This window comes from Kribbella sp. NBC_00359 (assembly GCF_036097425.1).
Lineage (GTDB): Bacteria > Actinomycetota > Actinomycetes > Propionibacteriales > Kribbellaceae > Kribbella.
The window spans coordinates 3517121-3529483 of sequence record NZ_CP107975.1 but is presented as its reverse complement, the minus strand read 5'-3'; the positions used below and the strand labels follow the sequence as shown (position 1 = coordinate 3529483).

At 69.7% G+C, this 12363-nt stretch carries 13 protein-coding genes; 4 read left to right on the top strand and 9 right to left on the bottom strand.

Annotation, left to right across the window (positions count from 1 at the left end; all coding sequences use genetic code 11):
* The first annotated feature begins 43 nt into the window (after nucleotides 1–43).
* Together OG876_RS17285 and OG876_RS17280 are read left to right on the top strand one after the other, a co-directional pair.
* A complete protein-coding gene (locus OG876_RS17285; RefSeq protein ID WP_328525897.1) occupies nucleotides 44–883 on the top strand; it encodes an alpha/beta hydrolase in 840 nt (279 codons plus the stop codon).
* A 24-nt stretch (nucleotides 884–907) separates the two neighbouring features.
* Complete coding sequence (locus OG876_RS17280) at nucleotides 908–1444, top strand: dihydrofolate reductase family protein (RefSeq protein ID WP_328525896.1); 537 nt, start codon at nucleotides 908–910, stop codon at nucleotides 1442–1444.
* Here OG876_RS17280 and OG876_RS17275 read toward each other — a convergent pair.
* The 9 genes from OG876_RS17275 to OG876_RS17235 all read right to left on the bottom strand — a co-directional run bounded on the left by OG876_RS17275 (nucleotide 1434) and on the right by OG876_RS17235 (nucleotide 10123).
* A complete protein-coding gene (locus OG876_RS17275) occupies nucleotides 1434–2288 on the bottom strand; it encodes a hypothetical protein (protein ID WP_328525895.1) in 855 nt (284 codons plus the stop codon). The two genes, OG876_RS17280 and OG876_RS17275, sit on opposite strands and share 11 nt — an antisense overlap.
* Nucleotides 2285–2473 carry a hypothetical protein gene (locus tag OG876_RS17270; RefSeq protein ID WP_328525894.1) on the bottom strand — a complete coding sequence of 63 codons (189 nt, stop codon included), beginning with the start codon at nucleotides 2471–2473 and terminating at the stop codon, nucleotides 2285–2287. The genes OG876_RS17275 and OG876_RS17270 overlap by 4 nt, the downstream gene beginning before the upstream one ends.
* Before the next feature lie 162 nt (nucleotides 2474–2635).
* On the bottom strand, nucleotides 2636–3619 hold the full coding sequence (gene hemB / locus OG876_RS17265; protein WP_328525893.1) for a porphobilinogen synthase: 984 nt from the start codon (nucleotides 3617–3619) through the stop codon (nucleotides 2636–2638).
* 4 nt (nucleotides 3620–3623) lie between these two features.
* Nucleotides 3624–5384, bottom strand: coding sequence for a uroporphyrinogen-III synthase (locus OG876_RS17260; protein ID WP_328525892.1), 1761 nt, complete (start codon nucleotides 5382–5384; stop codon nucleotides 3624–3626).
* The gene (gene hemC / locus OG876_RS17255) at nucleotides 5381–6265 is read right to left on the bottom strand and encodes a hydroxymethylbilane synthase (RefSeq protein WP_328525891.1); all 885 of its coding nucleotides are present in this window, start codon (nucleotides 6263–6265) and stop codon (nucleotides 5381–5383) included. Before hemC ends, OG876_RS17260 begins: the two co-directional genes overlap by 4 nt.
* Nucleotides 6262–7578 carry a glutamyl-tRNA reductase gene (locus tag OG876_RS17250; RefSeq protein ID WP_328525890.1) on the bottom strand — a complete coding sequence of 439 codons (1317 nt, stop codon included), beginning with the start codon at nucleotides 7576–7578 and terminating at the stop codon, nucleotides 6262–6264. The genes hemC and OG876_RS17250 overlap by 4 nt, the downstream gene beginning before the upstream one ends.
* Complete coding sequence (locus tag OG876_RS17245) at nucleotides 7575–8330, bottom strand: redox-sensing transcriptional repressor Rex (protein ID WP_328525889.1); 756 nt, start codon at nucleotides 8328–8330, stop codon at nucleotides 7575–7577. Before OG876_RS17245 ends, OG876_RS17250 begins: the two co-directional genes overlap by 4 nt.
* A 114-nt stretch (nucleotides 8331–8444) precedes the next feature.
* The gene (locus OG876_RS17240; RefSeq protein WP_328525888.1) at nucleotides 8445–8681 is read right to left on the bottom strand and encodes a glutaredoxin family protein; all 237 of its coding nucleotides are present in this window, start codon (nucleotides 8679–8681) and stop codon (nucleotides 8445–8447) included.
* Nucleotides 8678–10123, bottom strand: a complete 1446-nt coding sequence (locus OG876_RS17235; RefSeq protein ID WP_328525887.1) for a class I adenylate-forming enzyme family protein — start codon at nucleotides 10121–10123, stop codon at nucleotides 8678–8680. The genes OG876_RS17240 and OG876_RS17235 overlap by 4 nt, the downstream gene beginning before the upstream one ends.
* Before the next feature lie 354 nt (nucleotides 10124–10477).
* On the opposite strand from OG876_RS17235, the gene OG876_RS17230 reads away from it, so the two are divergent.
* Complete coding sequence (locus tag OG876_RS17230) at nucleotides 10478–11050, top strand: sigma-70 family RNA polymerase sigma factor (RefSeq protein ID WP_328525886.1); 573 nt, start codon at nucleotides 10478–10480, stop codon at nucleotides 11048–11050.
* Between the two features lie 253 nt (nucleotides 11051–11303).
* Nucleotides 11304–12347: a DUF5667 domain-containing protein gene (locus tag OG876_RS17225; RefSeq protein WP_328525885.1), complete on the top strand. Its 1044-nt coding sequence runs from the start codon at nucleotides 11304–11306 to the stop codon at nucleotides 12345–12347.
* Nucleotides 12348–12363: the final 16 nt, after the last annotated feature.

Here is a 12363-nt window from a genome sequence, read left to right as displayed (position 1 = left end):
ACCGGTCGTGCTGTGGTCTACTGCGCTGGGAGAGGGGTGCCTGATGGCCACAGCACGTGAGTTGGGCGAGATCGAGATCGCGAACACATCGGGGCGTCCGCCGGTGGTGTTCGTGCACGGGTTGTGGTTGCTGGCGGGAAGCTGGCAGCCCTGGCAGGAGAAGTTCGAGGCCGCCGGGTTCGCGACCGTCGCGCCGGGCTGGCCGGACGAACCGGAGTCCGTCGGCGAGGGACGGGCGAATCCTTCGGTGTTCGCGGGGAAGTCGGTCGGTGCGATCGCGGCGTACTACGCCGACGTGATCGCCAGGCTGGAGCGGAAGCCGGCCATCGTCGGGCACTCGTTCGGTGGGCTGATCACGCAGAAGCTGGCCGGGATGGGCCTCGGGACGGTGTCGGTCCCGATCGACCCGGCGCCCGGTCGCGGCGTGCTGCCGTTGCCGCTGTCCGCGCTGCGGGCGTCCTTCCCGGCGCTGCGGAATCCGGCGAACCGGAAGAAGGCGGTGATGCTGACCTACGACCAGTTCCGGTTCGCTTTCGTGAACGCCGTACCGGAGGACGAGGCGCACCGGTTGTATGAGGAGTTCCCGGTGCCAGGGGCCGGGTTGCCGCTGTTCCAGGCCGCGGTCGCGAACTTCAATCCGAAGAGCGAGACCCTGGTGGACCGGGCGAACCCGGACCGCGGTCCGATGAAGTTCCTGTCCGGGGAGAAGGACCACACGGTCCCATGGGCGATCACAAACGCGGCGTACCAGAAGCAGCGCGTCAACCCGGCCGTCACCGAGATCGAGGAACTGCCCGGCCGCGGGCACTCACTGGTGATCGACTCCGGCTGGGAACAGGTCGCCGACGCCGCGCTCACCTTCGTGCAGAAGTACCACGCCTGAAGTCCCGCGTGGAAAAATGGGCGAGTGAGCTTCCACGCGGCCGTATTCATCGCCACCAGTCTTGACGGTTACATCGCCCGGCCCGACGGATCGATCGACTGGCTCACCGAGCGCGGCGAGCAGGCGGGCGACACCGGGTACGACGAGTTCATGGCGTCGATCGACACCGTCGTACTCGGGCGCAAGACCTTCGAACTGGTGCTGAGCTTCGACTTCTGGCCGTACGACGGCAAGCAGGTCGAGGTGCTCAGTACGACGCTCGCCCCGGACGCCGACGAGCGCATCATCGTGCACCGGACCCTCGACGGGCTGGTCGAGACGCTGAACGACCGTGGCGCCCGGCGCGTGTACGCCGATGGCGGAGCGGTCATCCAGACCTTCCTCCGCGCCGGCCTCCTGAACGAGCTCACCATCACCACCGTCCCCGTTCTCCTCGGCGCCGGCATCCGCCTCTTCGGCGACCTCGACGCCGACATCCCCCTCACCCACAACGCCACCCGCACCCTGAAAGCCGGCTTCACCCAATCCGACTACACCATCCACCGCCCGGCTAGCGCTTGATGTCGTGGCCGAGGTCGCGGCCTTCGGACCAGCCGCGCCGTGGGTCTTCGGGTTGGGAAGCTGAAGCGGTCTGCTGGGCCCGAGGCGTCGGGTTGGTGCCCGCGCGGATGGCGGTCGCCAGCTCGTCGCTGTCCCGGGCGGCGGCGGCGACATCCGGCCTGGTGGTATCGAAGTCCTCCCGCAGCGTCCGGATCGAGTTCCGCGCGTTCAGGACGTCTCGATCCACAGTGCTGCTGGCCTCGTTGACGATGGCCGCGGTCCGCGCGGGATCATCGGTGTACGCGCGGCCCTCGAGCACGGGCTCGAGGTTCCGGCGCGCGGCGGTGAGCCGCGAGCCGGTCCGTTCCACGCCGTCCATGGCTCCGTGGACCGCGCGATCGAGGTTCGCCAGTCGCTCCCGCAGTTGCGCAGTCCGCTCGTTCTGCTGGCCCGGCAGTTGCTCGAGCTCCCCGACGAACTGCCGTCCCGCCGCGATCGCCCGGGCACTCTGCTCCAGGTGATCCTGCGCGTCCCGCAGACCGGAGGTCCCGGCCCTCAGCCGACGATCGATGTCCCCCGCGAGCTCCTGCGCACTCCCGAACTGCCGATGGACCTCAACGGCAACGTCTTCCCCGGTCCGCTGCGGCTCGTCGCCGGCGTACCGGATCCGGTTCACCTGACCGCCCAGCTCGAGAATGTCGTCCTCACTCCGACGCAGGTGTCGGTCCACCTCGTCGGCCGTCTCAGCTGCGAACCCCAGCGAGGTCCGGGCCGCGGTCAACGCGTTGACGGTCGAGTCCGCCAGCAAGGCAGCCCGCTCCTGCTGCTGTGCCTGCAGCCGCTGCTCCTCAGCAGGCGTACTCACTGCGCCGCCCCGTCGGCCTGGTCACCCGCGGCGAGCAGGTCGTCGGCAGCCAAGGCATCCCGAATCCCCGAGCTGACAGCCCGAACCTCATGCCGCGCGGCCCTCAGATCCGGATCCGGCGCCAACGCGTCCGGCACCTCCACCCCGTCATCCCCCGACACCCCACCCGCTGGCTCCTCCTGCACGCCCACACTCCCTCTCACTCGAACTCCCCAGCAGGCTAACCCCCAACCAGCCCACCCGTTGCCCACAGCCCCCTCCCGGCTCCGTTCGGAAGCCCACGGATCGAGGTCAGGCGCGCTCGACTAGCCGACGCGTGCGGTCGGCGTGGGCTGAACCCCAGTACCTCAGCGGTGGTTGAGGAGGTGGACTGCGTCTGCGGCCCAGTAGGTGAGGATGGTGTCGGCGCCGGCTCGGCGGATGGAGGTGAGGGTCTCCAGGATGGCGCGGTCGCGGTCGATCCAGCCGTTGGCAGCCGCGGCCTCGACCATCGCGTACTCGCCGGAGATGTTGTACGCCGCGACCGGCACGTCCACGTGGTCGCGGACCTGGCGGATGATGTCGAGGTACGCCAGCGCCGGCTTCACCATCACGATGTCGGCGCCCTCGGCGATGTCCAGGTCGACCTCGCGGAGAGCCTCGCGAGCGTTCGCGCTGTCCTGCTGGTAGGTCTTGCGGTCACCTTGCAGCGAAGAGTCCACAGCCTCGCGGAACGGACCGTAGAACGCCGACGCATACTTCACGGCGTACGCCAGGATCACCGTGTCCACGAACCCGGCCGCGTCGAGCGCCGTACGCACGGCTCCGACCTGACCGTCCATCATCCCGGACGGCCCGACGACATGCGCACCAGCGGAAGCCTGAGCGACCCCCATCTCGGCGTAGATCGCCAGCGTCGCGTCGTTGTCCACCCGGCCGGAAGAGTCCAGTACGCCGCAGTGCCCGTGCGAGGTGAATTCGTCCACGCACAGATCCGACATCACCAGCAGCGCATCGCCGACCTCGGACACGGCGTCCCGGATCGCGACGTTGAGAATGCCGTCAGGGTCCACAGCACCGGACCCCACCTCGTCCTTCACCTCGGGTACGCCGAACAGCATGACCCCACCGAGCCCCAGCTGAGCGGCCTCGGCGATCGCCTTGCGCGCGGTGTCGCGGGTGTGCTGCACGACGCCCGGCATGGACTTGATCGCGATCGGCTCGCGGGCGCCTTCCCGGACGAACATCGGCAGGATCAGCTGCCGCGGCTCCAGGGTGGTCTCCGCGACCAGCCTGCGCATCGCCGCCGACGACCGAAGCCGCCGCGGCCTGACCTCCGGGAATCCAGGCATTGACTCAGCTCTTCCGACGAGATCCCGAGCGACGCTCGGACGGACGGGTGACCGGTTCACCGGCCTCGATCATGGTGTCACGCCGGTCCGCACCGAATCGAGCGAGCGCGTCGGCCAGCTCCTCGGCGGACGGCGACTCGGCCATCGCGTCGACCCGCAGCCCGTGCTCCTCGGCCGTCTTCAGCGTCGCCGGGCCGATCACCGCGATCACCGTCGACGCGTGCGGCTTGCCGGCGATGCCGACCAGGTTGCGCACCGTCGAGGACGAGGTGAACACGACCGCGTCGAACTTGCCCGACTTGATCGCCTCGCGAGTCGGCGCCGGCGGCGGGGCGGCCCGCACGGTCCGGTACGCCGTGACGTCGTCGACCTCCCAGCCGAGATCGGTCAGCCCCGCGACCAGCGTCTCGGTCGCGATGTCGGCGCGCGGTAGGAACACCCGGTTGATCGGGTCCAGCACCTCGTCGAACGGCGGCCAGTCCTCGACCAGCCCGGCGGCGGACTGCTCACCGGACGGGACCAGGTCCGGACGGATGCCCCAGGCACCGATCGCCTCGGCGGTCTTGTCGCCGACCGCGGCGATCTTCAGCCCGGAGAACGCCCGCGCGTCCAGCCCGTACTCGTCGAACTTCTCCCGGACCGCCTTGACCGCGTTGACCGAGGTGAACGCGACCCACTCGTACCGGCCCTCGACCAGGCCGCGGATCGCCTTGTCCATCTGCTGCGGGTTGCGCGGCGGCTCGACCGAGATCGTGGGGACCTCTTCCGGCATCGCGCCGTACCGGCGGAGCCGGTCCATCAGCGGGCCGGCCTGGTCCTTGGTGCGCGGCACCAGAATGCGCCAGCCGAACAGCGGCTTGGTCTCGAACCACGACAGCGCCTCGCGCTGCTCGACCACCGCGCCGACCACGATCACGGCCTCGCCGGTCACCTTGGCGGCGCGCAGGTCGGCGACGATCGTCTCGACCGTGCCGACCACACTGGTCTGCGCGGTCGTCGTACCACCGACCGTCGCGGCGACCGGCGTCGACGCGTCGAAGCCCGCCTCGAGCAGCGCGGCGACGGTGTCCTTCAACACCTCGGTCGCGTTCAGCAGTACGAGCGTCTGCTTCGGGTGCAGCCGGGTCAGGTCGAGCTTGGCCTCGGCCAGGTCGACCACGGTGACCTCGCGGTCGCCCTTCATCGTCAGCGGGATCCCGGCGTACGTCGGAACCGCGGAGACCTCGCTGACACCGGGGACGACGTTGAAGCCGATGCCCGCCTTCTTGCACGCGGCCGCCTCCTCGGCGCCGCTGGAGAAGGTGAACGGGTCGCCCGTCAGCAGGCGGACGACGTTCGCCGAGGTCTTGGCCGTCTTCACCACGAGCCGGGCCCGGGCGGCGACCTTGAGCGCCCGGCTGCCCTCGGCGCCGGAGCCGTCGATCACCTCGACACCCGGCTTGCAGTACGCCAGGAAGGGATCGTGCTCGGGGCCTTCGACCACGACGGCGTCGGCGTTGGCCAGCACGTCGCGGCCGGCCAGCGTCAGCAGGGCCGGGTCACCGGGACCGACGCCGACGAACGTGACGTGGCCGAGTGGCCTGGTCTGCTTGACGGTACTGGTGGCGGCGGCCTTCGCCGGCACCTTCTGAGGTGTCGTGGATGCTGCGGTGGCTGTCTTCGCGCTGCTCACGTCTGCCTTCGCCCTCGTCCTCGTCCTGCTCGTCTTGTGCGCCGTCTCATGGGCCGTCTTGTGGGCGGCCGTCGTTCCCCGTGCCGGTGTCATGTTCGCTCCAGCAACTCGTTCGCCAGCGCTTTGCCCAGGGACACCGGGTCGTCCACCGGCCCGTTCGCGGAGAGCCGCCGTACGCCGTCGTCCTGGCCGAGCGCGCCCCGCAGCCAGAGCTCGGGGCCGTCCTCACCGTCGACCACCTCGGCGAGCGCGCCGACCGGAGCCGTGCACCCTGCCTCGAGTGTGGCCAGCAACTGCCGTTCCGCCGTCACCGCCGCGCGCGTGGCCGGGTCGTCCAGCGGGGCCAGGGCGGCCAGTACCTCGGTGTCGTCCGCGCGGCACTCGATGCCCAGGGCACCTTGTCCCGGCGAGGGCAGCATCTGGATCGGATCCAGGGTCTCGGTCACCTCGGCGAGCCGTCCCAACCGGGACAACCCTGCCCTCGCCAGCACCACCGCGTCCAATTTGCCCTCGGCCACCATCGCGATCCTGGTGTCCACGTTGCCGCGGATCCCGGTGCATTCCAGGCCCAGGCCGAGCGCCTCGAGCTGCGCGACCCGGCGTGGTGCGCCGGTGCCGACCAGGGCGCCGGCCGGGAGCTCACCGAGGGTCAGGCCGTCCCGGGCGACCAGCACGTCGCGCGGGTCCTCCCGGACCGGGATCGCGCCGATGGCCAGGCCGTCGACCGGCCCGGTCGGCAGATCCTTGAGCGAGTGCACGGCGATGTCGATCTCGTCCGCCAGCAAGGCGTCGCGCAGCGCGCTGACGTAGATACCGGTGCCACCGATCTGCTCCACCGGGGCAACCTTGTCGGCGTCCCCGGTGGTCATGATCGGGACCACCTCGACCTCGTGACCGAGAGTGCGGAGCGCGTCGGCGACGAGCGTCGCCTGCGCGGTCGCCAGCGCGGACCGCCGGGTGCCCAGCCGGATCATGTGTGCTCACCTCCGGTCGCGTCGGCGCGGGTGTGGCTGGTCTCGGCCGGCGCCTTCGCGGCCGTGACGGCGTCCACCGTCGCCGGGTCGAGTGCGAACAGTTCGCGCAGGGCGTCGGCGTACGTCGGACCGCCCGGATCGGCCGCGAGTTCCTTCACCCGGACCGTCGGGTTGTGCAGCACCTTGTCGACGACGCGGCGGATCGTGCGCGCGACCTCGTGGCGCTGGTTCTCGTCCAGGCCGGGCAGCCGGCGCTCCAGCCTGGCCAGCTCGGAGTCGACCAGTTCGGTCGCCATCGTCCGCAGTGCGACCACGGTCGGCGCGACCGACGCGGCCCGGCGGGTGGCCTCGAACGAAGCCGTCTCCTCGCCGACGATCCGGCGTACCTCGTCGATGTCGTGCTCGCTGCCGCCGGCCGTCCCGGCCAGGTCGGCGAGGGTGACCAGCGTGACTCCGGGGATCCGGGCCACCTCGGGCGCCACGTCCCGCGGCAGGGCGACGTCCAGGACACCGAACAGTCGCCCGTCCGCCGCGTTCCGGATCATCTCCTCGGTCAGTACGACGCCACGCGCGCCGGTGCAGGACACGACCAGATCGGCGTCGGCCAGGGCGTCCGGGACGGCCGCGAGCTGGATCGCCGTACCGCCGATGCGCTCGGCCAGCGCGACCGCGCGGTCGTAGTTGCGGTTGGCAATGGTCACACTCTTCGCGCCACCGTTGAGCAGGGTCTGGGCGGCCAGCGAGGCCATCGAGCCGGCGCCGACGACCAGCGCGCGGCGGCCCTCGAAGCCGCCGACCGCCTCGAGTCCGGCCGAGACGACCGAACGGCCGGCGGAGTCGATACCGGTCTCGGCCCGAGCCCGCTTGCCGACCCGCAACGCGTGCTGGATCAGGGCGTTGAGGTCGGTGCCGATCGTCTCCAGGTCCTGGCCGACGCGCAGCGTCTCCTTCACCTGGCCGAGGACCTGGCTCTCCCCGACGATCATCGAGTCGAGCCCGACCGCGACCTGGAACAGGTGCGCGACGGCACCTTCCTCGAAGTGCACGTAGAGGTGCTCGGCCAGATCGAGCAGCGGTACGCCGGTGACGTCGGACAGGATCGCAGTGACCTCGTCCATACCGGCGTGGAACCGTTCGACGGTCGCGTAGACCTCGGTCCGGTTGCAGGTCGCGAGAACCGCGGACTCACCGACGGCCGGGGTGTGCTTGACGGCCAGAGCCAGCTTGGTCGCCGCGTCCGGGTCGAGTGCCACCCGCTCGAGGACGTTGATGTCCGCTGACCGGTGGGAGATGCCGACGACCAAATAACTCATGCGCCGACACCCCCGCCGACGCTCGGCAGATCGGTCAGACCGTTCATCGCTGGTAGCTCGGGCACCTGGGGGAGCGCCGCCTCTCCGGACTTTCGTTGTTCGTGGTACGCCAGGATCTGCAACTCGATCGAGAGGTCCACCTTGCGGATGTCGACGCCGTCGGGCACGGACAGCACCACCGGCGCGAAGTTCAGGATGCTGGTCACCCCGGCGGCGACCAGCCGGTCGCACACCTCCTGGGCCGGACCGGCGGGAGTGGTGATGACCCCGATCGAGACCCGGTCGGCCTTCACGATGTCCTCGAGCTGGGCGAAGTCGCGGACCTCCATGTCGCCGATCCGCTCGCCGACCAGGTTCGGGTCGGCGTCCAGCAGGGCGACGATCCGGAAACCGCGCGTACCGAAGCCGGAGTAGTTCGCCAGCGCGTGACCCAGGTTCCCGATCCCGACGATGACCACGGCCCAGTCCTGGGTGACGCCGATCTCGCGGGCGATCTGGTAGCGCAGGTACTCCACGTCGTACCCGACGCCGCGGGTGCCGTAGGAGCCCAGGTAGGACAGGTCCTTGCGCAGCTTCGCCGAGTTCACCCCGGCGGCGGTGGCCAGGTCCTCGCTCGACGCGGTGGCGATACCGCTGTCCGACAGGGCGGTCAGGGCCCGCAGGTACACCGGCAAGCGCGCGACAGTCGCCTCGGGAATGCCGCGCTCGGTTCTCGTCGGCGGGCCGGGGCGACGGCTGCTGGCACGCGTCACAATTCTCCTGGGAACGGTAGTTCAGGCCGCGGTCTGACGGCCGGCGGCCGTTCTTACTCTAGGAGCTTGTGAACGTGAGAACAAAATCGGCGGACCACGGCGTGACCGAGAGCACTAACCGGCGAGGGCCTTCCGGAGCCTGACCGGGTCCACCCGCCAGAAATCGTGCTGCTTCCCGTCCACGAAGGTGACCGGGATCTGCTCGCCGTACTCCGTGAACAGCCGGTCATCCTGCGTGATGTCGACCTCGGTCCACTCCACCCCGAGCTCGGCGCAGACCGCCTGGACGATCGCCCGCGCGTCGTCGCAGAGGTGACAGCCAGGCTTGCCGTACAGCGTGACCCGGCTCATCGATCCGCCCGGAGCCGGCCCTTGGCGACCTTGCCGGTGACGGAGTGCGGCAGGTGGTCGACGACCTCGATCTCGACCGGGCACTTGAACCGCGCCAGCCGGGTCCCGGCGTACTCGCGGACCGCCGCGGGGTCGACGGTCGCATCAGGACTGGGTACGACGAACGCCTTCACGGCCTCGCCGGTCTCCTCGGACGGTACGCCGATGACGGCGGCCTCCCGGACACCCGGAGCCGCGACGAGTACCTCCTCGACCTCGCTCGGGAAGACGTTGAAGCCGGACACGATGATCAGCTCGCGCAACCGGTCGACCAGGAACAGGTCGCCGTCGGAGTCGAGGTAGCCGACGTCGCCGGTCCGGTACCAGCCGTCGAGATCGGGGCCGTCGGCACCATCCGGCCAGTAGCCGGAGAACAGGTTGCGGCCGCGGATCAGGATCTCGCCGGGGTCGTCGCCTTCGACGTCCTCGCCCTGCTCGTCGGCGATCCGGACCTCGACGTTCGGCAGTGGGCGCCCGACCGAACCGGGCTTCGGCTCGGCCTCACCGAGGGTCGCCGTGACTCCCGGGGACGCCTCGGTCAGACCGTAGCCCTGGTGCACGAACAGGCCGCTGGCCTGCTCGAAGCGATCCGCGAGCGCTCGGTCCAGGGCCGACGCGCCGGTCAGGACGACCTTGACCGACTGCAGCGCCTCGCGCAGATTCGGCCGGGCCAGCAGTGCGTGCAGCGCCGGCGGGGCCAGCGGCAGGCGGGTGACGCCGTACTTGGCGATCAGGTCGAAGGTGTGCGCGGTGTCGAACCGCTGGTCGATGATCAGCGCCGCGCCGGTCGCGACGGTCCAGCCCAGGACGGCGTTCAGGCCGAAGGCGTGGAACATCGGGAGCACGCCCAGGACGACGTCCTCGGGGCCCATCCGGTCCTCGCCGAGCTCGGAAAGGTTGGTCACGTTCGCCGCGAGTGCCCGATGGGTGAGCATCGCGGCGCGCGGATCTCCACTCGTCCCGGACGTGTACAGCAGGACCGCGAGCATCTCCGGGTCGAGCTGCGGGAGTAACGGAGCGTGACCTTCGAGCTCGTCCGGCGCGACTGTCCGCAGGCCCTCGATCTTGTCCGCGAGGTCGGCTCCGGCGACCGCGAGGCGGGCCCCGGAGTGCTGCACGACGGCCGCGATCTCGGGCTTCGTGAGCCCCGTGTTCAGCGGTACGGCGACCAGGCCGGCGCGGAGAATCCCCAGGTAGGACGTGACGAACTCGATGCTGTTGGCAACAAGTAGCACGACCCGGTACCCAGGCACGAGGCCGGCCGCGGCGAACCCCTGCGCGGTCCGGTCGACGGCCTGGTCGAGCTCGTCCCAGGTCAGCCGCCGATCCCCGTCGACCAGCGCGACACGTTCGCCGTGACGTTGCGCTGTGTCACGAAGAAGATCCGCGAAATTGAAGTTCACCAGGTGAGTCTGTCATGCGTGCGGAGGCACCAGGGATCGACCGGCTCGCTCGAAACGGTTGCAGCAGAGCGTGACGACATATATACAGGTGAACTCGTGGGCGACCTTCTGCCGAACCTCACACTGCAGAAACCGTCCGCGCCGGGGAGACCATGCGCGATATCCCCGACAGCAGGCTGCGCCGTTCGCGGAAGCAGTCCGCTGGCGCATTCGTGACCCATCGGACCGGACGGAAGGCGGCACGCCTCAGGCTGTTGACAGCGAGTGTTTCTCAGGTAACGCTCGGTGCTGCCTCAGCCGCTGTGGCCATTCGCGGATGTGTCAGAAGACGTGTCAGTTGAACGGGGAGAGAACTTGACGACGCCGGAGCCAAGCCCGGACGGGATGAGACGTGCGGAGCTCGTCGATCGCGCCCAGGCCGGGGACGTCGGTGCCTTCGGTGAGCTGTACGACGAGTACTCGCTCACCGTCTATCGCTACATCTACGCGCGGGTGTCGTCGTCGGCACTCGCGGAGGACCTGACCAGTGAGACGTTCGTCCGGGCGCTGCGCGCGCTGGACTCGTTCCGCTGGCAGGGCCGGGATTTCGGGGCCTGGCTGGTGACCATCGCCAGGAACCTGATCACCGATCACTACAAGTCCGGCCGGGTCCGGCTCGAGGTGGTCACGGACGAGATCGAGACGCACGACCGGCAGACCGAGGGGCCGGAGGTCGACGTACTGGCCGCCGCCACCGCCGAGGTGCTGCGGGACGCCGTCGCGGGCCTGCCCGACGAGCAACGCGACTGCCTGACGATGCGATTCTTCGCCGGTCTGTCGATCGCGGAAACGGCCAAAGCGCTGGAGAAGTCCGAAGGCGCCGTCAAGCAACTGCAACTGAGGGCCGTACGGCACTTGGCGAAGGTTATCCCCAAGGACTTGAGGTGAGGAGGATGACAACGAATGTCTTTCGTAACCCGTCAGGGAGTTTCCTCGTTTGCCTGGTGAGGACCTGTCGGTGACCCCGACTGGCCATTGAGGAGAACGAGAACTCATGAGTGACCTACACAGGGCTCGAGCGCGCGCGGAGGCATTCGCGCACGCCGTCGATCACGGGCCCCGTCACTCTTCGCGACACAGCGATGACCCGGAGCTTGTGGAAGCTGTGGAACTGGTCGGACGGCTGAGGACCGCCGGCGCAGTGGCACCGCGTCCGGAGTTCAGTGCCGAGCTACGGCACCGCCTGCTGGAGCAGGCGGCCGCCCGCGCGGCGACGACGACTCCGACGATGGTGCGCAGCCTTCCGGACAGCTCCGACGACCCGCCGGGTGGCGAGGACGTCGACGCGTCCGTGACAGATATCCGTCATCGTCACGGCCGGCGGATCCGGCTCGTGGCCTGTACCGCCGCGCTGGTCCTGCTCGGAGGTGGCATCGGTTCCGCCGCCGCCGCTCAGCAGGCGATGCCCGGCGACACGCTGTACGGGATGAAGCGCAGCATCGAGAACGTCTCCACCAACGTCGGCATCGGGGACGACTCCCGCGGCCGGCGCGATCTCGAGCACGCGATGACCCGGTTGTCCGAGGTCGACAAGCTGGCCGAGTCCGGCGGCGACGTGGCCACGATCAACGGCACGCTGGACGTCTTCTCGGCGCAGGCGCGCAAGGGCGTGTCCCGCCTGGTCGCGTCGTACCAGCAGGACGGCGACGAGAGTTCGATCACCGCGATCACGACCTTCATCACGAACGCCCGCCAGGCTCTTGGTGAGCTCGCGCCGAAACTCCCGCCGGAGTCCCTGAAGTCCGCCGTCGAGGCGCTGGCCACGGTCGAGCAGCTGGCCCAGCACACCACGGTCGCGTGCCCGAAGTGCGACGCACCGAAGCCGGCCAAGGGCGCCGGCACCCAGCCGAACCGTCCGGGTGTCAGCACCGAGCCCAGCGACGGTCCGACGACGAAGCCGTCCACGGCGCCGACCCCCGGTGCGTCCGTCAGCGGACAGCCGACGACAGCCCCGACCAAGCTGCCGAACACCACGATCGTGGAGGAGTCCGACACTCCCCCGCCGAGCCTGAAGACCCCGCCGAACCCGTCGTCCTCACAACCGACGACAACGCCGACCGGAGTCCCGACCGTCCCCACCCCAGGCACCACCTCGTGGCCCTGGCCGTTCCCGACCCTGAGCCTGCCCACGCCGATCATTAACATCCCCGGCGTCATCCAAACCCTCCTCCCACCCTGGAAGTAGTTCCCGACACCAAGCA

Bases quoted from the DNA above. Each gene is read 5' to 3' on its own strand.
- hemC (WP_328525891.1), bottom strand. From the start codon at position 6,265: ATGATCCGGCTGGGCACCCGGCGGTCCGCGCTGGCGACCGCGCAGGCG.
- OG876_RS17250 (WP_328525890.1), bottom strand. From the start codon at position 7,578: ATGAGTTATTTGGTCGTCGGCATCTCCCACCGGTCAGCGGACATCAAC.
- OG876_RS17260 (WP_328525892.1), bottom strand. From the start codon at position 5,384: ATGACACCGGCACGGGGAACGACGGCCGCCCACAAGACGGCCCATGAG.
- OG876_RS17240 (WP_328525888.1), bottom strand. From the start codon at position 8,681: ATGAGCCGGGTCACGCTGTACGGCAAGCCTGGCTGTCACCTCTGCGAC.
- hemB (WP_328525893.1), bottom strand. From the start codon at position 3,619: ATGCCTGGATTCCCGGAGGTCAGGCCGCGGCGGCTTCGGTCGTCGGCG.
- OG876_RS17285 (WP_328525897.1), top strand. From the start codon at position 44: ATGGCCACAGCACGTGAGTTGGGCGAGATCGAGATCGCGAACACATCG.